Origin of the sequence: Streptomyces sp. NPDC005574, from assembly GCF_040605435.1 — a bacterium.
GTDB lineage: Bacteria > Actinomycetota > Actinomycetes > Streptomycetales > Streptomycetaceae > Streptomyces.
Genome location: NZ_JBEXCW010000012.1, coordinates 35,893 through 57,867, shown reverse-complemented (window position 1 = coordinate 57,867; position 21,975 = coordinate 35,893). Strand labels below are relative to the sequence as shown.

The 21,975-nt window shown below is 73.9% G+C and carries 18 protein-coding genes; 9 read left to right on the top strand and 9 right to left on the bottom strand.

The genetic code is table 11. From position 1 onward, the window contains the following. The first annotated feature begins 74 nt into the window (after window positions 1-74). Both ABZT03_RS11245 and ABZT03_RS11240 read left to right on the top strand, forming a co-directional pair. Window positions 75-461: a hypothetical protein gene (locus ABZT03_RS11245; RefSeq protein WP_356036786.1), complete on the top strand. Its 387-nt coding sequence runs from the start codon at window positions 75-77 to the stop codon at window positions 459-461. Window positions 462-579: 118 nt separating this feature from the next. Then, window positions 580-2,028, top strand: coding sequence for a S28 family serine protease (locus ABZT03_RS11240; RefSeq protein ID WP_356036783.1), 1,449 nt, complete (start codon window positions 580-582; stop codon window positions 2,026-2,028). Between the two features lie 116 nt (window positions 2,029-2,144). Here ABZT03_RS11240 and ABZT03_RS11235 read toward each other — a convergent pair whose 3' ends face one another. Together ABZT03_RS11235 and ABZT03_RS11230 are read right to left on the bottom strand one after the other, a co-directional pair. Further along, complete coding sequence (locus ABZT03_RS11235; protein ID WP_356036780.1) at window positions 2,145-3,938, bottom strand: glycoside hydrolase family 3 protein; 1,794 nt, start codon at window positions 3,936-3,938, stop codon at window positions 2,145-2,147. A 317-nt stretch (window positions 3,939-4,255) separates the two neighbouring features. Beyond that, complete coding sequence (locus ABZT03_RS11230) at window positions 4,256-5,173, bottom strand: LysR family transcriptional regulator (RefSeq protein WP_356036777.1); 918 nt, start codon at window positions 5,171-5,173, stop codon at window positions 4,256-4,258. An 88-nt stretch (window positions 5,174-5,261) separates the two neighbouring features. Between ABZT03_RS11230 and ABZT03_RS11225 the strand changes: the two genes are divergently transcribed. Then, complete coding sequence (locus ABZT03_RS11225; RefSeq protein ID WP_356036775.1) at window positions 5,262-6,191, top strand: EamA family transporter; 930 nt, start codon at window positions 5,262-5,264, stop codon at window positions 6,189-6,191. Between the two features lie 58 nt (window positions 6,192-6,249). Here ABZT03_RS11225 and ABZT03_RS11220 read toward each other — a convergent pair whose 3' ends face one another. Continuing rightward, the gene (locus ABZT03_RS11220; RefSeq protein WP_356036772.1) at window positions 6,250-7,050 is read right to left on the bottom strand and encodes a sugar phosphate isomerase/epimerase family protein; all 801 of its coding nucleotides are present in this window, start codon (window positions 7,048-7,050) and stop codon (window positions 6,250-6,252) included. An 823-nt stretch (window positions 7,051-7,873) separates the two neighbouring features. After that, window positions 7,874-8,920: a LacI family DNA-binding transcriptional regulator gene (locus ABZT03_RS11215; RefSeq protein ID WP_356036769.1), complete on the bottom strand. Its 1,047-nt coding sequence runs from the start codon at window positions 8,918-8,920 to the stop codon at window positions 7,874-7,876. Window positions 8,921-9,292: 372 nt separating this feature from the next. Between ABZT03_RS11215 and ABZT03_RS11210 the strand changes: the two genes are divergently transcribed. From ABZT03_RS11210 to ABZT03_RS11185, 6 genes are all read left to right on the top strand, one after another. Further along, the gene (locus tag ABZT03_RS11210; RefSeq protein ID WP_356036766.1) at window positions 9,293-10,444 is read left to right on the top strand and encodes a Gfo/Idh/MocA family oxidoreductase; all 1,152 of its coding nucleotides are present in this window, start codon (window positions 9,293-9,295) and stop codon (window positions 10,442-10,444) included. Next, on the top strand, window positions 10,441-11,595 hold the full coding sequence (locus tag ABZT03_RS11205; RefSeq protein ID WP_356036763.1) for a dihydrodipicolinate synthase family protein: 1,155 nt from the start codon (window positions 10,441-10,443) through the stop codon (window positions 11,593-11,595). The genes ABZT03_RS11210 and ABZT03_RS11205 overlap by 4 nt, the downstream gene beginning before the upstream one ends. A gap of 32 nt (window positions 11,596-11,627) precedes the next feature. Next, window positions 11,628-12,428 carry a sugar phosphate isomerase/epimerase family protein gene (locus ABZT03_RS11200; RefSeq protein WP_356036977.1) on the top strand — a complete coding sequence of 267 codons (801 nt, stop codon included), beginning with the start codon at window positions 11,628-11,630 and terminating at the stop codon, window positions 12,426-12,428. Window positions 12,429-12,794: 366 nt separating this feature from the next. Beyond that, window positions 12,795-13,829, top strand: a complete 1,035-nt coding sequence (locus ABZT03_RS11195; RefSeq protein ID WP_356036760.1) for a winged helix-turn-helix domain-containing protein — start codon at window positions 12,795-12,797, stop codon at window positions 13,827-13,829. A 326-nt stretch (window positions 13,830-14,155) separates the two neighbouring features. Further along, complete coding sequence (locus ABZT03_RS11190; protein WP_356036757.1) at window positions 14,156-14,566, top strand: hypothetical protein; 411 nt, start codon at window positions 14,156-14,158, stop codon at window positions 14,564-14,566. Window positions 14,567-14,638: 72 nt separating this feature from the next. Continuing rightward, complete coding sequence (locus ABZT03_RS11185; RefSeq protein WP_356036754.1) at window positions 14,639-15,535, top strand: hypothetical protein; 897 nt, start codon at window positions 14,639-14,641, stop codon at window positions 15,533-15,535. 319 nt (window positions 15,536-15,854) lie between these two features. Here the strand turns inward: ABZT03_RS11185 and rbsD are convergent, their stop codons facing one another. The 5 genes from rbsD to ABZT03_RS11160 all read right to left on the bottom strand — a co-directional run bounded on the left by rbsD (window position 15,855) and on the right by ABZT03_RS11160 (window position 21,818). Further along, window positions 15,855-16,244, bottom strand: coding sequence for a D-ribose pyranase (gene rbsD, locus ABZT03_RS11180; protein ID WP_356036752.1), 390 nt, complete (start codon window positions 16,242-16,244; stop codon window positions 15,855-15,857). Then, complete coding sequence (locus ABZT03_RS11175) at window positions 16,241-17,224, bottom strand: ribokinase (protein ID WP_356036749.1); 984 nt, start codon at window positions 17,222-17,224, stop codon at window positions 16,241-16,243. The genes rbsD and ABZT03_RS11175 overlap by 4 nt, the downstream gene beginning before the upstream one ends. A gap of 67 nt (window positions 17,225-17,291) precedes the next feature. After that, the gene (locus ABZT03_RS11170) at window positions 17,292-19,241 is read right to left on the bottom strand and encodes a substrate-binding domain-containing protein (protein WP_356036745.1); all 1,950 of its coding nucleotides are present in this window, start codon (window positions 19,239-19,241) and stop codon (window positions 17,292-17,294) included. Beyond that, window positions 19,231-20,769: a sugar ABC transporter ATP-binding protein gene (locus ABZT03_RS11165; RefSeq protein ID WP_356036742.1), complete on the bottom strand. Its 1,539-nt coding sequence runs from the start codon at window positions 20,767-20,769 to the stop codon at window positions 19,231-19,233. Before ABZT03_RS11165 ends, ABZT03_RS11170 begins: the two co-directional genes overlap by 11 nt. Then, on the bottom strand, window positions 20,766-21,818 hold the full coding sequence (locus ABZT03_RS11160) for a LacI family DNA-binding transcriptional regulator (protein ID WP_356036739.1): 1,053 nt from the start codon (window positions 21,816-21,818) through the stop codon (window positions 20,766-20,768). The genes ABZT03_RS11165 and ABZT03_RS11160 overlap by 4 nt, the downstream gene beginning before the upstream one ends. Between the last annotated feature and the right edge of the window lie 157 nt (window positions 21,819-21,975).

The following is a 21,975-nucleotide window of genomic DNA, read 5'->3' as shown; positions in this document are numbered from 1 at the left end:
TCGGGCAACCGTCCGACACACGTTCTGCGTCCGTACACCCGTACGCTCGTTGCCGGGGTGTGGGAGGGACGACAGTGGATCGTGGGGCGATACGCCGGAGGCTCGCGGCCGGGGTGGCCGTACTGACGGCGTCCGGGCTGCTCGCGCTGGTGGCGCCGGCGGACGCGCAGGCCGCCACCTCGTGCTCGGGCCGCAAGGTCCGCACGCTGCCGTTCGCCACCGGCGCCGTGCACGTCTACAAGCGCGGCGGCTACGTCTGTGCCGTCACCCTCCCGGATGCACCCGGCACCCGCAGGGACATGTCGGTCAGCGTCCAGGCGCGCGGCAGCCGTCCCGTGGTCGACCGGGGCCGCTACTCCCACCGCGCCGGGCCGGTGACCGTGCACGCCGGCCACCGCTGCGTGTGGATCAAGGGCTCGGTGGGACGCAAGGCGGTCAGCTCCGGCTGGATCCTGTGCTGAACCGGGGCGCTTCGCGCCGCTCGACGGAGGGATTTCCCTCTTCTGCCCATCTCCCCTGGTGCTGAGGCGAGTTGCTCCGCTAGCTTCCGGCGCACATACGTCTCACAGGGGAGTGTGCATGCGCAAGGCGCTCAGATGGCTGCTGGCGCTCACCGTGCTCATCGGCACGTTGGGCACGGCAGGTGCGGCCACCGCCGCCGCCGGGCCGGAGGCCACCGGCACCACCGCCACGGACACCGACATCAAGGACCAGCTGCTCGCCATCCCGGGGATGAGCCTGGTCCAGGAGAAGCCCTACACCGGCTACCGCTTCTTCGTCCTGAACTACACCCAGCCGGTGGACCACCGCCACCCGTCCAAGGGCACGTTCCAGCAGCGGATCACCGTGCTGCACAAGGACGTCTCGCGCCCGACGGTCTTCTACACCGGCGGCTACAGCGTCTCCACGACCCCGAGCCGCCGCGAGCCGACCCAGATCGTGGACGGCAACCAGGTCTCCATGGAGTACCGCTTCTTCACCCCCTCGCGGCCCGCCCCGGCCGACTGGAGCAAGCTGGACATCTGGCAGGCGGCCACTGACCAGCACCGCATCTTCACCGCGCTCAAGTCCGTCTACACCAAGAAGTGGATCTCGACGGGCGGCTCCAAGGGCGGCATGACCGCCACCTACTACGAGCGCTTCTACCCGCGGGACATGGACGGGGTCGTCGCCTACGTCGCCCCCGACGACGTCGTCAACGACGAGGACTCCGCCTACGACCGCTTCTTCACCAAGGTCGGCACCAAGGAGTGCCGCGACCGGCTGAACGCGGTGCAGCGCGAGGCCCTGGTGCGCCGGGAGCCGCTGGAGAAGAAGTACGCGGCCTACGCGGCCGGCAACGGCTACACCTTCGACACCATCGGCAGCCTGGACCGGGCCTACGAGGCGGTCGTCCTCGACTACGTCTGGGGCTTCTGGCAGTACAGCCTGCTGTCCGACTGCGAGTCGATCCCGGCGGACGCCAAGGCCGCGACCGACGACGACATCTGGAACTCCGTCGACACGATCTCCGGGTTCTCCTTCTACACCGACCAGGGCCTGGAGCCGTACACGCCGTACTACTACCAGGCGGGCACCCAGCTCGGCGCCCCGACGATCCACTTCCCGTACATCGAGAGGAAGTACCTCCGCTACGGCTACCAGCCGCCCCGGAACTTCGTCCCGCGCTCCATCCCCATGAAGTTCCGGCCCACGGCGATGCGTGACGTCGACTCCTGGGTCCGGCACCACGCCCACCACATGCTCTTCGTCTACGGCCAGAACGACCCGTGGGGCGCGGAGCGGTTCGCCGTCGGCAAGGGGGCGAAGGACGCGTACGTCTTCACGGCACCCGGTCTCAACCACGGCGCGAACGTCGCCGGTCTGGTCCCCGACCAGAAGGCCCTCGCCACGGCCCGCATCCTGCAGTGGGCGGGCGTCGCCTCCGCCTCCGTCCAGGCGGACCCGGCGGCGGCCAGGCCGCTGGCGGCGTTCGACGCGCGGCTCGACCGCAGGGACGTCGAGCGCGAACCGGCGCTGCGTCCGTAACCGAAGTGCCGCGCCCGGCCGGTGGGTTCACACCGGCCGGGCGCGGCCCACCGGGTCCGCACCGGATGTGTGCCGAGGACGCGGCGCACCGGCGGCACGCCCGGCACGGGTGGCCGCTACGACTCGTACGACAGCCCGTGTCCGACCGGGAACAGCACCCGCGCCGGATCGTCCGCCCGCTGCACCGCGACCGGCAGCCTCCCGCGCGGCGCGACCCTCCCGGCGATCACCCGGGCGGCGGCTCGCAGTTCGACGTCGGTCCAGGAGTAGGCGGCCAAGTAGGCTCTCACCGACGGCAGTTGAGCGACGTCGTAGGGGTTGCGGACCGCGATCGCCACCACCGGCCTCCCGGTCGCCGTCAACCGTTCGACCAGCGTCTTCTGCGAGTTGGACGCGGTGACGTTGTACGTCCCGACCACCACCGCGTCCACGTCCGCGGCCGCCGCGACGGCCCGGTCGACGACCGCCGCGGACGGGGTCGTACCGGTGGACAGGGCGGTCGCGGCGAAGCCGAGTTCGGTGAGGGCCGCGGCCAGCACGCCGGTCGGCGGGCCGGTGGTGCCGGAGGGGGAGGCCGGGTCGGCGCCGACGACGAGCAGCTTCCGGTGGGTGCGAGGGGACAGCGGCAGCAGACGCCCCTCGTTGACCAGCAGCGTCGTCGTGCGCTCGGCGATCCGGTCGGCCGCCCTGAGGTGCGCCGCGGTGCCGACCGTCCGCGTGACCTGGGAGCGGCTGACGTACGGCCGTTCGAAGAGACCCAGCCTCGACTTGAGCCGCAGCACGCGCAGCAGGGACTCGTCCAGGCGGGCCTCGGTGAGCTCGCCGTCGCGCAGGGCGGCGAGGACGGCGTGCCAGGCGACGTCCAGGGAGGGCGGGTTGAGGAGCTGGTCGGCGCCGGCCTTGAGCGCGAGCACGGGCACCCGGTCGTCGCCGTACTTGGTGCGCACGCCCTCCATCGCGAGGGAGTCGGTGACCACCACCCCGTCGTAGCCGAGCTGCCCGCGCAGGATGCCGGTCAGGATCGGGTGGGAGAGAGTGGCCGGGTCGCCGGAGGCGTCGAGCGCCGGGACCATGATGTGCGCGGTCATGATCGAGTCGATGCCGGCGGCGACGGCCGCCCGGAAGGGGACCGCGTCGAGGTTCTCCCACACCTCGCGGCTGTGGGTGATGACCGGGAAGCCGAAGTGGCTGTCGACGGCGGTGTCCCCGTGCCCGGGGAAGTGCTTGGCGGTCGCGGCGACCCCGGAGCGCTGGTACCCGGACACCTCGGCGGCCACCAGCGACGCCACCGCGCCCGGGTCCGCGCCGAAGGACCGTACGCCGATGACCGGGTTGGCCGGGTTGACGTTCACGTCGGCCACCGGGGCGTAGTCCTGCCGGATGCCCGTCGCGCGCAGCTCCGCGCCCGCGATCCGGCCGAGGTTGCGGGCGTCGGTCCGGGACCGGCCGGCGCCCACCGCCATCGCGCCGGGGAACAGGGTGGCGGGCTCTCCCACGCGCGTGACCGTGCCGTGCTCCTGGTCGGTGGAGATCAGCACCGGCAGCCCGCGCGGCTGCTCGAGGGAGGCCCGCTGGATGCCGTTGGACAGCGCGGCGATCTGGTACGGGTCACGGGTGTTGTGCGCCCAGGTGAAGTAGATGATGCCGCCGACCCGGTACTTCGCGATCAGCTCGGCGGCCGTGCGGACGCCGATCTCCGCGAGGTTGGCGTCGGCGTCGGCCTGGTCGGGCGCGGTGGCCGAGTGGCCGTACACCCGCATCACGAACAGCTGGCCGACCTTCTCCTCCGGCGTCATGCGGGAGATGAGGGCGCGCAGCCGGCGGTCGTCCGCGTGCGCCGGGCCGCCGGCCGTCAGGGCCGCGGCGACACCGCCGGCCGTGGCGGCGAGAACGGTACGTCTGGAGGGCACGTGCGCTCCTTCCGGAGGCGATCCACTGAAGGAAACTGCCAAGGGGCCAGCAATAGCCGGGAAGTTTCTGCCAGTCAAGACAGCGCGCGCACCGCTCGTCGGCGGGGGCCGTCACCGGCGCGGTCGGAGGGGGCGCGCGCCGATGACGGCAGGCTGCCGGCCGCGGTACGGCGGAGAGGGTGGTTCGGCGGTCGCAGCCAGCGGCGAGGCCGATACCGCACCGAGGTGACTCATCCGGCAGCGTGCGCGTTGGACGGACCGGGGCCGCGGCGGGTTCCCGGGCCGGGGCCGATTCCCGCAAGTCGGTGGGCGTGGGGTCAGCGGGACGTGTGCGCCGCGGCGCCGGGCCAGTGCTCCCGCAGGGCGCGCACGGTCTCCGCGATCGCCGGACGCCCCGCCGCCCCCGCCCGCCACAGCGCGTACAGCCGTCGTACCGGCATCGGGTCCAGCGGCACCTCCACCACCCCGGCGGGCAGCGGACCGCGGCCCAGGCGCGGGATCAGCGCGACCCCCAGGCCGGCCGCGACCAGCGCCACCAGGGTGGGGTTCTCCTCCGCCTGGTGGACGATCTCCGGCTCGTGGCCGGCGGCGCGCAGCGTCCGCACCAGCCAGTCGTGACAGACCCGGCCGGGCGGCTGGCAGATCCACCGCTCCCCTCCCAGCTCCGCCCGCCGTACGGCCGTCCGCCCGGCGAGGGGATGCCCCTCGGGCACCAGCAGATCGCACAGGTCGTCGCCGATGACCGCCTGCTCCACCCCCGCCGGCGCCGGCAGCGGGGCGATGTCCCAGTCGTGCGCGACGGCCAGATCGACGGCCCCCTTCGCCACCAGGTCCACGGACAGATGCGGGTCGATCTCGGTCAGCCGGGTGTCGAGGGCGGGGTGCCGCGCCGCCAGGTCGGCCAGCACGCCGGGCAGCAGACCGCGTGCCGCCGACGCGAACGCGGCGATCGTCAGCCAGCCCGCCGGCACCCCGCGCCGCTGCTCGAGCTCGGTCTCCGCCCGCTCCACGATGGCGAGCAACTGACCTGCGGTGCAGACCAGTTGGCGGGCCTCCGCGGTGAGCCGGACCCCGCGCCCCTCCCGCTCCAGCAGGACGGTCCTGGTCTCCCGCTCCAGCTTCGCGATCTGCTGGGACACGGCGGAGGGCGTGTAGCCGAGGGCCGCGGCGGCCGCTCCCACGGTCCCGTGGACCGAGACGGCGTGCAGGGCGCGCAGACGCTGCAGATCGAGCACGGAGCCTCACTTCCGTTAGCGTTGCTTCATCCCACCATGCAGCAATCATCGCTGGTGCTACACGGTCGACGCACGTGATCCTCGACGTATGCGCCCCGCTCACCTCGCCCTCGCCGTTCTCGTCGCCGCCGTCTGGGGCGTGAACTTCACCGTCATCGAGATCGGCCTCGGCCACTTCCCGCCCCTGCTCTTCTCCGCCCTGCGCTTCCTCGTGGCCGCCCTCCCCGCGGTGTTCCTGGTGGGCCGCCCCAAGGTGGCCTGGAAGTGGATCGTGGCGGTCGGACTCACCCTGGGCGTGGCCAAGTTCGGGCTGCTGTTCGTCGGGATGGACGCCGGCATGCCGGCCGGTCTCTCGTCGCTCGTCCTGCAGATCCAGGCCGTGTTCACCGCCGTGATCGCGGGCGTGGTGCTGGGTGAACGCCCCACCCGCGTCCGGGTGACGGGCATGCTGGTCGCCCTCGCGGGCATCGGCGTCGCCGCCGTCGACGAGGGCGCCTCCGGGCCGCTCGGCGCCTTCGCGCTGGTCGTCGCTGCGGCCGCCTGCTGGGGCGTGTCGAACGTCCTCACGCGCAGGGCCGCACCCCCCGACGCCCTGAACTTCATGGTCTGGGTCAGCACCGTCCCCGTGCTGCCCCTGCTGGCCCTGTCCCTGCTGACGGAGGGCCCGCACCGGGACCTGGACGCCCTGCGGGCCCTGGACTGGCAGGGCGCGGGCACGGTCCTCTACGTCGCCTGGATCACCACCGTCGGCGGGTTCGGCGTGTGGGGGTGGCTGCTGCGCCGCCACCCCGCCTCCACCGTCGCCCCCTTCTCCCTGCTCGTCCCCGTCTTCGGCATGTCGTCCGCCGCCCTGTTCCTGAACGAGCCGGTGACCCCGCTCAGATGGTGCGCGGCGGCCCTCCTGGTGGGCGGAGTCGCCCTCACCTCGACCCGGGGAGGGCGACCGGCAGAGGCCGCGGGGCCGGCACCGGTGCCCGCGCCGGCCCCGGCAGCGCGGGGAGCGGCGGTTCGGCAGTGAGGGGAGGGCCTGCCCGGTGCCCGCGCTCGGCCCTCGCCCGTGCCGTCCTCCGGTCGGGTCAGGCCGAGTCGTTGAGGAGGCGGGACAGGTGCTCGCGGCCGGGGCCCAGCAGGCCGGGCAGCGGGGCGGCCCGCTCGTACCACCGCTTCTCGTACTCCCAGCACAGCCAGCCGTCCCAGCCGTGCCGGGAGAGCACCTCCACGCACTCGGTCAGCGGCAGCACGCCCGTGCCGAGCCGGACGGGCGTGGTGTCCTCGGCCGAGGCGATGTCCTTGACCTGGACGTAGCCGAGGGTGGGGGCGAGGGCCGCGTACGTCTCCGCGGGCTGCTCGCCGCCCAGCCAGGTGTGCATGACGTCCCACAGCGAGCCCACCTGGTGGTGGCCGACCGGGCCGATGATCCGGATCGCGTCGGCGCCCGTACGGTGCGAGTCGTGGGTCTCCAGCAGGATGCGGACCCCGAGGTCGGCGGCGTACTCGGCGGCGGTGCCCAGCCGCCGGGCCGCCGTGGCGTCGGTGTCCTCCCGGCTCTGGTCGGGGGCGCCGCCGGGGAAGACCCGGACGAAGGGGGCGCCCAGGTCGCGGGCGAGATCCAGGAGCCGGCGGATCTCCTCGATGACGGGGGCGTCCGCGCCAGGCGCGGCGACGCGCGCGTAGCCCGCCACACCGAGCAGCTCCACGCCCGCCGCCTTGAACTCGGCCGCCACCTCGGCCCGTTGGGCGAGGTCGAGGCCGACATGGACCGGTTCCTCGGAATGAGCGCGCAGTTCGATGCCGTGATAGCCGTACGTGGTCGCGAGCCGCAGCACCTCCGGGATGGGAAGGCCGGGAACGCCGAGGGTGGAGAACGCCAGTTTCATGCCCCCACTCTCACCCCCCGGTACCCCGCGGGTCCAGGCGCCAGTCCCAGCCGACCAGGTCCTTTCCACGTGGCTCGGCTCGCGCGCTCGCGGCAAACCCCGGCCACCGCCCCGCGAGACCTGCCCCGGCCCGGACGGCAGGAGCCGCCCCTCGCCCCGAGCCCTCGCCCCCGTCCCGCCCGGCGAATCCCGAGCCCTCGTCCCCTCGTCCCCGTCCCGCCCGGCGAATCGCGAAGCCCTCGTCCCCTCGTCCCCGAGCCCTCGTCCCCGTCCCGCCCGGCGAATCCCGACCCGGCGGACCCGGCGGACCTGGCCGACCCGGGACTGTCCGTCCGGCCCAGGCAACACGCGCCACCGCCCCGCGAGACCTGGTCCAGACGGCAGGGGCCCCCTCGCCGCCCTGAAGCCTTCGCCCGGCCCGGCGAATCCCGACCCGTCGGCCCCGGCGAGACCCGGGGCCGCCCGGCCCCGGCGATTCCCCCGCCACCGCCCCGCGAGAGCTGCCCCGGCCTCAGCCGGACCTGACTCCGCCCGGCCTCAGCCGGACCTGACTCCGCCCGGCCTCAGCCGGACCTGACTCCGCCCGGCCCCCGCCGAACCCCGCCCGGCCTCCGCCGAACCCCCGCCCGGCCCCCGCCGATCCCGGCCCCGCCGAACCCCGCCCGGCCCCGCCGAACCCCGCCCGGCCCCGCCGAACCCCGCCCGGCCTCCGCCGAACCCCGCCCGGCCCCGCCGAACCCCGCCCGGCCTCCGCCGGACCTGACCCCGCCGAACCCCGCCGAACCCCGCCGAACCCGGCCCCGCCGGCACCTCGGCCCCGTCCTCACTTCCGGGGCGCCCCGGAGGAGCCCCGGACCATCAGGTCTCCCCGTACCGTGGCGATTCCGCCGGGCGGGGGTTCCTCGCGGCCCATCGCGATGCGGCCGGCACGCGCGCCCGCCTCCGCGAGGGGGAGCCGCACCGTCGTGAGGGACGGCACCGTGTCCACGCTGAACGGCAGGTCGTCGAAGCCGGCCACGGACACGTCGTCCGGGATGCGCAGGCCGGAGTCGCGCAGGGCGGCGCACGCGCCGAGGGCGACGGAGTCGTTCGCCGCCACCACCGCCGTCAGGGACGAGTCCCGGCGCAGCAGTTCGAGGGTGGCCTCGTACCCGGAGCGTCTGTCGTACCGTCCGTGCACCGTCCAGCCCGGGTCCTCCTCGATGCCGTGCGCCTCCAGCGCCGCCCGGTGGCCCTCCAGCCGGTGCCGGGTGGTCGTGCGCTCCTCGGGGCCGGTGATGTAGCCGAGGCGCCGGTGGCCCAGCCCGATCAGGTGGTCCGTGAGCTGCCGGGCACCCCCGCGGTTGTCGAAGGTGAGCGCGATCGCCCGGGTGTCGGGCGCGGGCGGGCGCCCGCACAGCACCACCCGGGTCCCGGCGTCCGCGAGTTTCCGCAGCTTCGCCGTCATCGCCGCCGCGTGCGGCACGCTCTCCACCGCGCCGCCGGTCAGCACGACGGCCGCCGCCCGCTGCCGTTGCAGCAGCGTGAGGTAGGTCAGCTCGCGTTCCGGGGAGCCCCCGGTGTTGCACACCACCGCGAGCCGCTCCCCGCCCGCCCGGCCGCCGGGCCCGCCGATCTCGGACTGGATCGCGCTCGCCATGATCCCGAAGAAGGGGTCGGCGATGTCGTTCACCAGGATGCCGACCAGGTCGGAGGTGGCCGCGGCGAGGGCGCTCGCCGGACCGTTGAGCACGTAGTCCAGGTCGTCCACCGCCCGCAGCACCCGCTCACGGGTGGACGCGGCGACGGGGTAGTTCCCGTTCAGCACGCGCGACACCGTCGCGGGGGAGACCTGCGCGCGGGCCGCCACGTCCGCCAGGGTCACCGTCATGTCCTCGTCCTCCGGTCGCGCATCTCGTCGCATCTCGTCGTACGTCATCGTCTGCGGTTCTGCGGTTCTGCGGATCCGCGGTTCCACGGGTTCGCGGGTCCGGGTCGTACGGTCCGGACGGCCGACACCGACCGCACAGCCGCCGCACAGCGGCGACGGTCCGAGCAGACCTTACGGCCCCCGACCCCTGTTGTTCGCCCCCTCGAACAACTCAACCCCGTCACGGTCTTGTCCAGACCGCTGGTCAGAGGCTAGCTTCTCAGAGGATAGAAAGCGCTTGCTGCACCGCTCATCGGGTAGGGCGGACGCGGCGCGCACCCGCGCGTACGACGCGCGTACGACGCTGCGTACGACACCTACGAAGGGACAGACGTGACACGCAAGACGGTGCGTATCGCCATGAACGGCGTGACCGGGCGCATGGGTTACCGCCAGCACCTCGTCCGCTCGATCCTGGCCATCCGCGAACAGGGCGGCCTCGACCTCGGCGACGGCACCGTGCTGTGGCCCGAGCCGATCCTCGTCGGCCGCCGCGAGCACGTGCTCAGGTCGCTCGCCGAACAGCACGGCCTGGAACACGTCTCGACGGACCTGGACGCCGTCCTCGCCGACGACGGCGTCGACATCTACTTCGACGCCCAGGTCACCTCCGCCCGCGAGGAGGCCCTCCGCAAGGCGATCGCCGCCGGAAAGCACGTCTACACCGAGAAGCCGACCGCCACCGGCCTCGACGGCGCCCTCGAACTCGCCCGGCTGGCCGCCGCCGCCGGCATCAAGCACGGCGTCGTCCAGGACAAGCTGTTCCTGCCGGGCCTGCTGAAGCTCAAGCGCCTCATCGACGGCGGCTTCTTCGGCCGCATCCTGTCCGTCCGCGGCGAGTTCGGCTACTGGGTCTTCGAGGGCGACTGGCAGTCCGCCCAGCGCCCGTCCTGGAACTACCGCAGCGAGGACGGCGGCGGCATCGTCGTCGACATGTTCCCGCACTGGGAGTACGTCCTGCACGAGCTGTTCGGCCGGGTGAAGACCGTCCAGGCCATCGCCACCACCCACATCCCGCAGCGCTGGGACGAGACCGGCAAGCCCTACGACGCCACCGCCGACGACGCCGCCTACGGCATCTTCGAACTCGACGGCGGCGCCATCGCCCAGATCAACTCCTCCTGGGCCGTCCGCGTGCACCGCGACGAACTCGTCGAGTTCCAGGTCGACGGCACCGAGGGCTCCGCGGTGGCCGGCCTGCGCGACTGCCGCGTCCAGCACCGCAGCGCCACCCCCAAGCCGGTGTGGAACCCCGACATCCCCGCCACCGAGGTCTTCCGCGACCAGTGGCAGGAGATCCCGGACAACGCCGAGTTCGACAACGGCTTCAAGGCCCAGTGGGAGCTGTTCCTGCGGCACGTCTACGCCGACACCCCCTACCACTGGGACCTCCTCGCCGGGGCCCGCGGTGTGCAGCTCGCCGAACTGGGCCTGCGGTCCTCGGCCGAGGGCGTCCGCCTCGACGTACCGGAGATCACGCTGTGACCATCCGACTCCCCGACTCCGAAGGGGGCCTGCGGACGTACGAGCCGCGCGGCCACCCTCTCGCCGTCGCCGCCGGCACCCCCTTCACCTCGCGCACGGTCTACTCGGCGGCGCACGTCGTCGCCGACCCCTTCGCGGACGTCTCCCCGGACTCGCCCGCCGCCGTCGACTGGGACGCCACCCTCGCCTTCCGCCGCCATCTGTGGTCCCACGGGCTGGGCGTGGCGGAGGCGATGGACACCGCGCAGCGCGGCATGGGCCTGGACTGGGCGGGCGCGGCCGAACTGATCCGGCGCAGCGCCGCCGAGGCCAGGTCCGTGGGCGGCCGCATCGCCTGCGGTGTCGGCACCGACCAGCTGACCGGCCCGGCGTCCCTGGCCGAGGTCCGGGCCGCGTACGAGGAACAGCTCGCGCTGGTGGAGGAGTCCGGCGCCCGCGCGATCCTGATGGCCTCCCGCGCCCTCGCGGCCGCCGCCGAGGACCCCGCGGACTACCTGGAGGTCTACGGCCACCTGCTGCGCCAGGCCGCCGAACCGGTGATCCTGCACTGGCTCGGCCCGATGTTCGACCCGGCCCTGGACGGCTACTGGGGCTCCGCCGACCTCGACGCCGCCACGGACACCTTCCTGGAGGTGATCGCGGCGCACCCCGACAAGATCGACGGCATCAAGGTCTCCCTCCTGGACGCCCGGCGCGAGATCGACCTCCGCCGCCGCCTGCCCGACGGCGTCCGCTGCTACACGGGCGACGACTTCAACTACCCGGAGCTCATCGCCGGCGACGAACAGGGCTTCAGCCACGCCCTGCTCGGCATCTTCGACCCGCTGGGACCGCTGGCGGCCCAGGCCGTACGGGTGCTCGACACGGGCGACGTCCCCGGCTTCCGCGCCCTCCTCGACCCGACGGTCGAGCTGTCACGGCACCTCTTCCAGCCGCCCACCCGCTTCTACAAGACCGGCGTGGTGTTCCTGGCCTGGCTCGCCGGCCACCAGCCGCACTTCACGATGGTCGGCGGCCTCCAGTCGGCCCGCTCCCTCCCGCACCTCACCCGCGCCTACGAACTCGCCGACGGCCTGGGCCTGTTCCCCGACCCGAAGCTCGCCGAGGAACGGATGAAGACCCTGCTCGCACTCCACGGGGTGACCCAGTGACCGGCCCGCTCTCCCGCTTCTCCGTCAACCAGATGACCGTCAAGCAGCTGTCGCTGCCGGACCTGGCCGACGCCTGCCTCGCGCTCGGCGTGCCCGCGGTCGGCCTCTGGCGCGAACCCGTACGGTCGTACGGCCTGGAGGCCACCGCCAAACTGGTCAGGGACGCGGGCCTGACCGTCACCACGCTGTGCCGCGGCGGTTTCCTCACCGCGATCGACCCGGCCGAGCGGGCCGAGGCCCTGGCCGACAACCGGCGCGCGGTCGACGAGGCCGCAGCCCTCGGCACCGACACCCTGGTCCTGGTCTCCGGCGGCCTGCCGGCCGGCTCCAGGGACCTGCACGGTGCCCGGGAGCGGATCGCGGACGCGCTCGGGGAACTCGGCCCGTACGCGGAGACCCACGGGGTGCGGCTGGCCATCGAGCCGCTGCACCCCATGTTCGCCTCGGACCGCTGCGTCGTGTCGACCCTCGCCCAGGCCCTCGACCTTGCCGAACGCTTCCCCGCCCACCAGGTCGGCGTCACCGTCGACACCTACCACGTCTGGTGGGACGACACGGCGCCGCGCCAGATCGCCCGGGCCGGCGCGGGCGGCCGTATCCACACCTTCCAGCTCGCCGACTGGACCACCCCCCTCCCCGAGGGCGTCCTCAACGGGCGCGGCCAGATCGGCGACGGCTCGGTCGACATGCGCGAGTGGAGGGGATACGTCGAGGCGGCCGGCTACACCGGGCCGATCGAGGTCGAACTGTTCAACGACGCGCTGTGGGCCCGGGACGGGCGCGAGGTGCTGGCGGAGACGGCCGAGCGGTTCGTGGAGCACGTCGTCGGGTGAACGCCGAAAAGAATCCCCGCAACCCGTGCAACCCTTCCCGCACTTCGCGGGTCGTACGTGGCATCAGGACTTCTGGGGTGGGATCTGGGGGGATCGCGGAGTCCTGACACGGAGGGGAAAACCCGAAGGGGCCCGGTCGACAGACCGGGTCCTTTCGAATGTCCGGCCCCCGTCGACCAGGCGTCCGCCGGTCCGTCCGGCACCGTGCCCCGCGCGTCCGCGACAGCGCTCCGGTCCGTCCGGCACCGCCGCCGTCGCCTCCCCGGTGACGCTCCGGAGCGGCCGGAACCGGGAGTTGTCCCCCGTGCGAAGGGGACCCACGCTGCTCCTGGGCAGGACGACAGTCGATTCGGCGGGTGGGGTCTCGTGCTGCGCATCCACTTCGGTCCCGAGGACCTCGCCCGCGTCCAGGTGGCACGCACCCCCGACCCGCTCTGGGAGATCGCCTGCAGCCTGCACCGGCTCCAGACCACGCGCGGACGATGGGCGTACGCCGACTGGTACCGCGAGACCCGGGCCACCCTCGCCGGCGGCCCGCTCGACCGGGCCGTACGACGACTGCTGATCCCCGTACTGCCCCGGGCCCGCTACATGCCCGACTTCCTGACCCCGCCCGAAGCCGCCGACGGGCTGGAGCAGGCGTTCGAGGCGATCCTCGACACCCCCGCGGAGCGGGTCACCCACGAGATGCGCGTCCTCGACCGGCTGAGCGGCGCCCCCGACTGGGCCCCGAGGCTGTCCGAGCGCGCGACCCGCGAGGAACTGGTCAAGGTGCTCCGCGCCTACCACGAGGCCGTCATCGCGCCCTACGAGGACCGCATCCTGGCCACCATCACCGGGGAACGCGCCCTGCGCGGCCGGGAGGCCCTGGACACCGGCGTCGGCGGACTGCTGTCCGGGCTGTCGCCGGGCGTCCGCTGGCACCCACCGGTCCTGCACGTCGACTACGTCGAGGACCGGGACCTGCACCTGGGGGGCCGAGGGCTGCGCCTGGTCCCCTCCTACTTCTGCTGGCACACGCCGGTCTCCCTGGCCGACGAGGCCCTGGGACCGGTACTGGTCTACCCCGTGCACGGCACCCGGCCGCCCGCGCCCGTCCGCCCCGCCGACGCCTCCCTCGCCGCGCTGCTCGGCCGTACCCGCGCCGCCGCCCTGAAGGCGCTGGCGCCCGGCGCCACGACCTCCGAACTGGCGGGGTTCCTGGGTGTCTCGCCGGCCACCGTGACCCACCACGTCACGGTGCTGCGGGACGCCGGCCTGGTCCAGAGCCGCCGCCGCACCAACACGGTGCTGCACACCCTCACCCCGCTCGGCGCGGCCATGCTCCGCCGGACCCCGCCCGCGCGGCACGCGCGAGCCGTCGGCCCGCACGCCCACCCCTTCCCGGACGCCGGACGCTGACGGGGCGCCAGGCAGGTCGCGTCGGTCGCGTCCGGAGGGATCCGAGAGTTCCGGGTGTTCCGGGTGTTCCGGCGGGGAGCGTCGCGATCCGGTCAGACGTCACCCGGGTCCATGGCCGCCCCGGGCCCCCGATCGGACCCCGTGCCTCCCACGGGTCACAGCGGTACCGGGGACACCACCGGAGCAACCGCTTCCGCCCCTCGGCCGGGAACTTTCGACGCCGGTCGAAGGTCGTGGTCCGGCGGTGCCCCCTCTGCGAGCGTTTCCCGCGAAGCAAGGACGGGCGGGGCAGCCGCCCCACCCGCACCCGCAGAAGGGGGAATCCCATGCAGAAGGCCCTCGCGGCCGGCGCGCTCGCGCTGGTGTCCGCCGCCACATGTCTGGTCCTCGCTCCGGCGGCGTCAGCCGCCCCGGACGCGTGCACGACCGTCACCCTGAAGACCGGGGGCAACGAGGGCGTGGGCGGCACGGCCAACAAGTCGTCCACCAGCTCGTGCAGCGACCTCAACCTCGTCTACGCCCACGACGCGGCGGGCGACGGCTACGACGCCTACGCCGGCCGCCTCTACCACTCGTCCACGGGCTCGTGGAAGACCTGCGACGCCGGATACATCGGGGTCCTCGACGGCTCGTACGCCGTCGACCGGTACGTGCTGTGCACCGACGTCAGCGACGGCACCAAGTTCACCGTCGCGAGCAAGTACGACTCCGGCGACACCGTCAAGATCACTCACTGACCGTCCGCGGGCGGGGGTGCCGCCGTTCATGGCGGCGCCCCCGCCCGCGCCACAGAACGAAGGGATCCACGGATGACGCGCCCCGCCGCCCGGCGCCGGTTCGCGGTGCGCGCCGCCGCGGCCGCCGCCGTCCTGCTCCTGGCAGCCTGCTCGGCCGGCGCCGACGAGCCCGACAGCGCCCCCGCCGCGCCGGTGACCCCGGCCCGTCTCACGCACACGCTGCCGAAGGACCCGCTGACCATGGTCCTCCCGGCCACCGGTGCCGAGACCCGCTGGACCCAGGGTCTGGATGTGTTCGTCCAGCAGGTGGGACGGGTCACCGCGGCCGCGTGCGCCCGCGACCGGGGCACCGAGCCGCCGGCGGCGGTCCCGCTCGCCTACATCCGGTTCTTCGACGTGCCCGACCTCGCGTTCGTCGCCCGGCACGGCCTCAGCGAGAGCGCCGAGGTGCCGCGTCCCACGGCGAGCCCCCGTCCGCTCCCCGCGCCGCGGCGCGCGGCCGCCCGGACGGCCCGGTCCGGCTCCGTCCGGAACTGCGCGGACGAGGGCACGGCCGCGGTCGCCGCACTGCGCGACACCTACGCCCCGCTCCAGCGGCAGTGGCTGACCCAAGTGGCCGCACTGCGCCGCGACCCCGCCGTCGCCCGGGCGCTTGCCGCTCTGCCGGGCTGCCTCGCGGGCCGGGGCGTACCGGCCCGCGACGAGATGGCCTTCATGGCCCGCGCCGAGGAGCGCGAGAGCACCGCGGGACCGGCCGAACTCCCCGCCGTCGAACGGTCCATGGGCCGTACGTACGCCACCTGCATGCGCCCCGTGGAAGCCGTCCGCGAACCCGCCCGCCTGCGCCTGCGCGACCGGTTCCTGACCGCCCACCCCGACGAGGCATACGAACTGCGCGGGACCCTCGTCCCGACCCTCCACACCGCCGAACGACGCTACGGCCTGCGCCTGTCCTTCCCGGCGCCGTGAGCCACGGGAGCGGTCCTGCGACGGCCGACGACTGCCGGCGGCCGGTCGTCGGCCGAGCAAGTGGCCGGCCCTCGGTCGACGGCGACCGGGGGCAAGCGGTCCGGCGGCGGCCGGGATCGGCCCGGCGTACCGACCGGCAACGCTTGTCAGCGGCCTGCGGCGGCCTGCGGCGGCCTGCACCGGCCCGCAGCGGCCGAGCGGTGGACGAGGATGCGGCCGGCCCCCGGTCGACGGCGACCCGGGGCAAGCCGTCCGGCGGCGGCCTGGGCCGGTCCGGCGGCGACCGGCGGCGTCGGCCGAGCAAGTGGCCCGCCCCCGTCTAGAAGAACACCCCGCACCGCAGCAGCACGTTCGCGTACGGTCGGGCCTCCCCGGTTCGGACGATCAGGCGCGCGTCCCGGGAGAGGGTCTTCAGCCGGTCGTGCGGGACCAGGGACAGGGCGGGGAAGTGGCCGTCCAGCAGCGCCGCGGTCCCCGGGTTCGCCTCCCGTACCTCCGTCGCCGCCGTCGCGCCCTCCACCACCAGCTCGGCGAGCAGCCCGTCCAGCACCTCCGCGAAGGACGGCACCCCCGCCCGGAACGCCAGGTCCACGACGCTCGGGCCGTCGGGTATCGGCATCCCCGCGTCGCACACCAGCACCCCGTCCCCGTGGCCCAGTTCGGCCAGGGCGCCGGAGAGACGCCGGTTCAGGATTCCGGCCTTCTTCACCGGGAGCCACCTCGCGCGCTCGCGCCGGACGCGCCCGAGCCGTGACCGGCGGTCCCCGCCTGGCCGCCCAGCGCCTCGACCTCCGCCGCCGTGGGGAAGGACACCTGCGCCCCCTCCCGGGTGACCGCGGCCGCCCCGACCCGGGACGCGTAGGCCGCCGCCTGCGCGAGGGAGGCGCCGGCCCCCAGCCGCCAGGCCAGCGCGGCGGTGAACGCGTCGCCCGCGCCCGTCGTGTCCACCGCGTCCACCCGTACCGCCGGCACCCGCGTCACGCCCTCCGCGGAGGCGACCAGCGCGCCCTGCGCGCCCAGGGTCACGACCACCGAGCGGGGGCCCCTCGCGAGCAGGGCACGCGCCCAGTCCTCGGGCCGCCCGCCGGCGTCAGCACCGTCGCCGGCCTCGCCGAGGATCACCTTCGCCTCGTGCTCGTTGACGATCAACGGGTCGCAGGCGGCCAGCAGTTCGTCCGGCAGCGGCCGCGGCGGCGACGGGTTGAGGACGAAGCGGCTGCCCGCGTCCAGGTTCCGTACCGTCTCCACGACCGTCTCCAGCGGGATCTCCAGCTGCGCCGACACCACCCGCGAGGCGCGCAGGAGCGGCGCGGCGGCCCGCACGTCCCCGGGGGTCAGCCGGCCGTTCGCGCCCGGCGAGACGACGATGCTGTTGTCGCCGGACGGGTCCACGGTGATCAGCGCGACCCCGGTCGGCGCCCCGCCCACCAGGACGCCGGAGGTGTCGACCCCGGCCGTCCGCTGCGAGTCGAGCAGCAGCTCACCGTGCGCGTCGGCGCCCACCCGGGCCAGCAGGGCCGTCCGGGCGCCCAGCCGGGCGGCCGCGACCGCCTGGTTGGCGCCCTTGCCGCCCGGATGGACAGCCAGGTCCGAGCCGAGCACCGTCTCCCCGGTCCCGGGCCGCCGCTCGACCGCGATCACCAGGTCGGCGTTGGCCGACCCCACGACCAGGAGGTCGTAGTCGTACATGCAGTGTCTCCCCTGGGTATAGGCGGTGGGCGGGCGGCCCCGTGGACCGCCCGCCCGCTCGCCGATGTCAGCCGCCGAAGCCGGCCACGTTCTGCTTCGTGACCACCTTCACCGGCACCTTCACCGTCTTCTCGACCTTCTTGCCCTCGGCCGCCCGCACGGCGTTGTCCACCGCGATCCGGCCGAGCTGGGTCGGCTGCTGCGCGACCGACGCGTACAGCGTGCCGTCCGCGACCGCCTTCAGCCCGTCCGGCGTGCCGTCGAACCCGACGACCTGCACCGAGGTGCCGGCCTTCGCGCCGAGCGCCTTGACCGCGCCGAGCGCCATCTCGTCGTTCTCGGCGAAGACGCCGTCGATGTCGGGGTGGGCCTGGAGCAGGTTCGTCATCACGTCCAGGCCCTTGGTGCGGTCGAAGTCGGCGGGCTGCTCGGCGACGACCTTGATGCCCGGGTACTCCTTCAGCCCGGCCGCGAAGCCGGCGCCGCGCTCGCGGCTCGCGGAGGTGCCGGCCTGGCCCTGGAGGATCACGATGGTGCCCTTGCCGCCGAGCTTCCCGGCCAGCGCCCGGGCGCCCAGCTTTCCGCCCTCGACGTTGTCGGAGGCGACCAGGGCGGCCGTCTCGGCGTTGTTCACCCCGCGGTCCACGCCGACGACGGGGATGTCGGCCTTGTTCGCGGAGCGCACCGAGGGGCCCGCCGCGTCGGAGTCCACCGGGTTGACGATGATCGAGGCGATGCCCTCGCTGGTGAAGTTCTGCAGCTGGTTGGCCTGCTGCGAGGCGTCGTTCTGCGCGTCGGTGACCGTCAGGTCCACGCCCAGCCGCTTCGCCTCGGCCTGCGCGCCGGAACGGATCTGCACGAAGAAGGGGTTGTTCAGGGTCGACAGCGACAGGCCGAGCTTGCGCTCCTCGGCCGGCGAGCCGCCGTGCAGGAACGACATCGCGCCCACCACGGCCGCCGCGACCACCGCGGCCAGGACGTACGTCATCGCCTGCCGGCCCCGGTTGCCCGCGGAGGCTCCCGCGGCCACCGGGGTCGCCCCCGCCTTGCGCCGCAGCGTGTCCAGGAGCACCGCCAGGGCGATGACGACACCGATGACGACCTGCTGCCAGAACGCCGACACGGACAGCAGGTTGAGGCCGTTGCGCAGCACCGCGAGGATCAGCGCGCCGATCAGCGTGCCGGAGGCCTTGCCGGTGCCGCCGGCCAGCGAGGCGCCGCCGATGACGACCGCCGCGATCGCGTCCAGCTCGTAGCCCTGCGCGGCCTGCGGCTGCGCGGAGGACAGCCGGGAGGCCAGCACGATGCCGGCGGCCGCCGCGAACAGGCCGGAGAAGGCGTAGATCGCGAGCTTCTGCTTCTTGACCCGCAGCCCGGACAGGCGGGCCGCCTCCTCGTTGCCGCCGATCGCGTACATGGAGCGGCCGATGTAGGTGCGCCCCAGCACGAACGCCGTGAGCAGCCCCATGACGACCATCACGAGCACCGGCACCGGCAGCCATCCGCCGAGGGTGTCGCCGAGGTGGGAGACGGAGTCGGGGAAGGCGATGGGGGAGCCCTGGGATATCACCAGCGACAGACCGCGGGCCACCGAGAGCATGGCCAGCGTCGCGATGAACGGCGGCAGTTTCCCGTACGAGATCAGGAAGCCGTTGACCAGGCCGCAGGCGATGCCGGTGGCGATCGCGAGGACGACCGCCAGGGCGACCGGGACGCCCTCGGAGGTGGCGCTCCAGGCCAGGACGGTGGCCGACAGGGCCGCCACCGAGCCGACCGACAGGTCGATGCCCGCCGAGACGATCACGAAGGTGACGCCGAAGGCGAGGATCGCGGTCACGGCCGCCTGGACACCGATGTTGAGCAGGTTGTCCGTGGTCATGAAGTCGCCGGACAGCGCCGACATCGCGACCACGAGGACGATCAGCGCGGTCAGCGCGCCGTTGTCGAGCAGGAGGCGGCGCAGGCCGCCCGTGGCGCCTCGCGCGCCCGTCGTGCTCTTGAGCGTGTCAGTGGCCACGGGGGGCCTCCGTCTCGGTCTCGTTCTCGTTCGGGGGAGTGGGGGAGCCGACGGCGAGCGCCATGACGGCGTCCTGGGTCGCCTCGGCGGCGTCGAGTTCGCCGGCGATCCGGCCCTGGGCCATCACCAGCACCCGGTCGCTCATCCCGAGCACCTCGGGCAGGTCACTGGAGATCATCAGGACGGCCGCGCCGGCCGCCGTCAGCTCGTTGACGAGCTGGTAGATCTCGACCTTGGCGCCGACGTCGACCCCGCGTGTCGGCTCGTCGAGGATCAGCACCCTGGTGTCGGCGAGCAGCCACTTGCCGATGACGACCTTCTGCTGGTTGCCGCCGGACAGCGTCCGCACCTGCTGGCCCAGGCCCGCCATCCGCACGCCGAGCTGCCCGGCGATCCGGGCGGCGGCCTCGTGCTGGCCCCTGAGGTCGACGAGCCCGCCGCGGGTCGCGGACCTCAGCGTCACGAGCCCGAGGTTCTCCTCGACGGACGCGTCGAGCAGCAGGCCCTGGCCCTTGCGGTCCTCGGGGACCAGGCCGATCCCGGCCGACAGGGCGGCGTTCACGTCGTGCCGCCGCAGCGGGGCGCCCGCGACCCGCACGGTGCCCGTGTCGTAGGGGTCGGCGCCGAACACGGCCCGCACGACCTCCGTACGGCCGGCCCCGACGAGCCCGGCGACGCCGACGACCTCACCGGCCCGCACCTCGAAGCTGACGTCGTGGAAGACGCCGTCGCGGGTGAGTCCCTCGACGGTGAGCAGCGCGGCGCCGGTCTCGGCCCGCTCCCGCGGGTACTGCTGCTCGATCGAGCGGCCCACCATCAGCCGTACGAGCTCGTCCTCGGGCGTGGAGGCGGGGACCTGGCCGACGCTTCTGCCGTCGCGGATGACGGTGACCCGGTCGCCCAGGGCGGCGATCTCCTCCAGGTGGTGGGTGATGAAGACGACGCCCACGCCGTCCTCGCGCAGCCTGCGCACGATGGAGAAGAGCTTGTCCACCTCGTCGGAGGTGAGCACGGCGGTCGGCTCGTCCATGATCAGGACGCGCGCGTCGAGACTGAGGGCCTTGGCGATCTCGACCATCTGCAGGCGCGCGATGCCGAGTTCACGCACCCGCGCGCGCGGGGACACGTTCACCCCGACGCGCTCCAGCAGTACGGCGGCCTCGGCCTCCATCCGCTTGCGGTCGATCACCCCGAAGCGGCGCGGCTGCCGGCCGAGGAAGATGTTCTCGGCGACCGTCAGGTCGGGCACCAGGTTGAACTCCTGGTAGATGGTGGCGATCCCGAGGCGTTCGGAATCCTGCGCCCCGTGGATGCGGACCTCCTCGCCGCCGACCAGGACACGGCCGGCGTCGGGGGTGTAGGCGCCCGACAGCATCTTGATGAGGGTGCTCTTGCCCGCGCCGTTCTCGCCGAGGAGCACGTGCACCTCTCCGCGCCGCAGGTCGAAGTCGACGCCGTCGAGCGCGATCACGCCGGGGAAGGTCTTCCGTATGCCCTCGATGCGCAGCAACTCGTCCCGGTTGCTCACGTCGTGCTCCTGTTCGTTGCGGGGGACGGCTCCGGTGGGCCGGCCGGGGCGGACGGCCCGGGCTCGCCGCACGAGCGGCGGACGACGAGCCGGGCGGGCAGGGTGACGGACTCGGGGGGCCGTCCTTCGATGCGGTCGACGAGCGCCCGTACGGCGGCGCGCCCCAACTCGCCGGTGGGCTGGGCGATCGCGGTGATCGGCGGGTCGGTGTGCACGAACCAGGGGATGTCGTCGAACGCGGCGAGCGCGATGTCCCGGGGCACCCGCAGCCCGCGTGCGCGGACGGCGTCCAGCGCGCCGAGGGCCATCAGGTTGTCCGCGGCGAACACGACCTCGGGGGGCTCGGGCAGGTCGAGGAACCCCTCGGTGACCCGTCGTCCGCTCTCGGCCTGGAAGTCGCCCTGGCCGGTGTAGGCGTCCGGGAGGGGCAGGCCGTACGCGGCCAGGGCCTGCCGGAAGGCCTCGACGCGCTCGCTGCCGGTGGTGGTGGCGGCCGGGCCCGCGATGATCGCGAGCCGCCGGTGGCCGAGTCCGTGCAGGTGCGCGACGAGGTCGCGGACGGCCTGCCGTCCGTCGGACCGCACCACGGGCACGTCCACGCCGGGGATCCACCGGTCCACGAAGACCATCGGTGTGCCCGCGCGCGCGGCGTCGACGATGAGCGGCGACCCGCCGTCGGTGGGGGAGACCAGCAGTCCGTCGATACGGCGGTCGAGCAGGGTCCGTACGTGGTGGTCCTGGAGGTCGGGCCGTTCGTCGGCGTTGCCGATGATGACGCTGTAGCCCAGCGCGCGGGCCGCCTCCTCGACGGACCGGGCGAGTTCGGTGAAGTACGGGTTCATCACGTCGCTGATGACCAGGCCGAGGGTGTGGGTCTGGTCGGTGCGCAGCGACCGGGCGACCGCGTTCGGGCGGTAGCCGAGCGCCTCGACTGCGGCCAGCACGCGCGCGCGGGCGTCCGCGCTGACCGACGGATGGTCGTTCAGGACGCGTGACACCGTGGCGACGGACACGCCCGCCCCGGCAGCGACGTCCTTGATGCTCGCCATCGCCGCCCCACCTCCTCGTGGAATCGATTACATCGGCGTACAGAGAAGATTGGAATCGATTACACGGAGGTTGGGCAAGCCCCCGGGGGCATCCCGCAACCGGATCGTGATGAACGGCCCCGCCGGGGGTGTTCCGGCCGGCGGGCCCGTTGTCGGA

Excerpts from the sequence above, each read along its gene's own strand:
- ABZT03_RS11240 (WP_356036783.1), top strand. The coding sequence starts at position 580 with ATGCGCAAGGCGCTCAGATGGCTGCTGGCGCTCACCGTGCTCATCGGC.
- ABZT03_RS11225 (WP_356036775.1), top strand. The coding sequence starts at position 5,262 with ATGCGCCCCGCTCACCTCGCCCTCGCCGTTCTCGTCGCCGCCGTCTGG.
- ABZT03_RS11220 (WP_356036772.1), bottom strand. The coding sequence starts at position 7,050 with ATGAAACTGGCGTTCTCCACCCTCGGCGTTCCCGGCCTTCCCATCCCG.
- ABZT03_RS11215 (WP_356036769.1), bottom strand. The coding sequence starts at position 8,920 with ATGACGGTGACCCTGGCGGACGTGGCGGCCCGCGCGCAGGTCTCCCCC.
- ABZT03_RS11200 (WP_356036977.1), top strand. The coding sequence starts at position 11,628 with ATGACCGTCAAGCAGCTGTCGCTGCCGGACCTGGCCGACGCCTGCCTC.
- ABZT03_RS11190 (WP_356036757.1), top strand. The coding sequence starts at position 14,156 with ATGCAGAAGGCCCTCGCGGCCGGCGCGCTCGCGCTGGTGTCCGCCGCC.
- ABZT03_RS11185 (WP_356036754.1), top strand. The coding sequence starts at position 14,639 with ATGACGCGCCCCGCCGCCCGGCGCCGGTTCGCGGTGCGCGCCGCCGCG.
- ABZT03_RS11175 (WP_356036749.1), bottom strand. The coding sequence starts at position 17,224 with ATGTACGACTACGACCTCCTGGTCGTGGGGTCGGCCAACGCCGACCTG.
- ABZT03_RS11160 (WP_356036739.1), bottom strand. The coding sequence starts at position 21,818 with ATGGCGAGCATCAAGGACGTCGCTGCCGGGGCGGGCGTGTCCGTCGCC.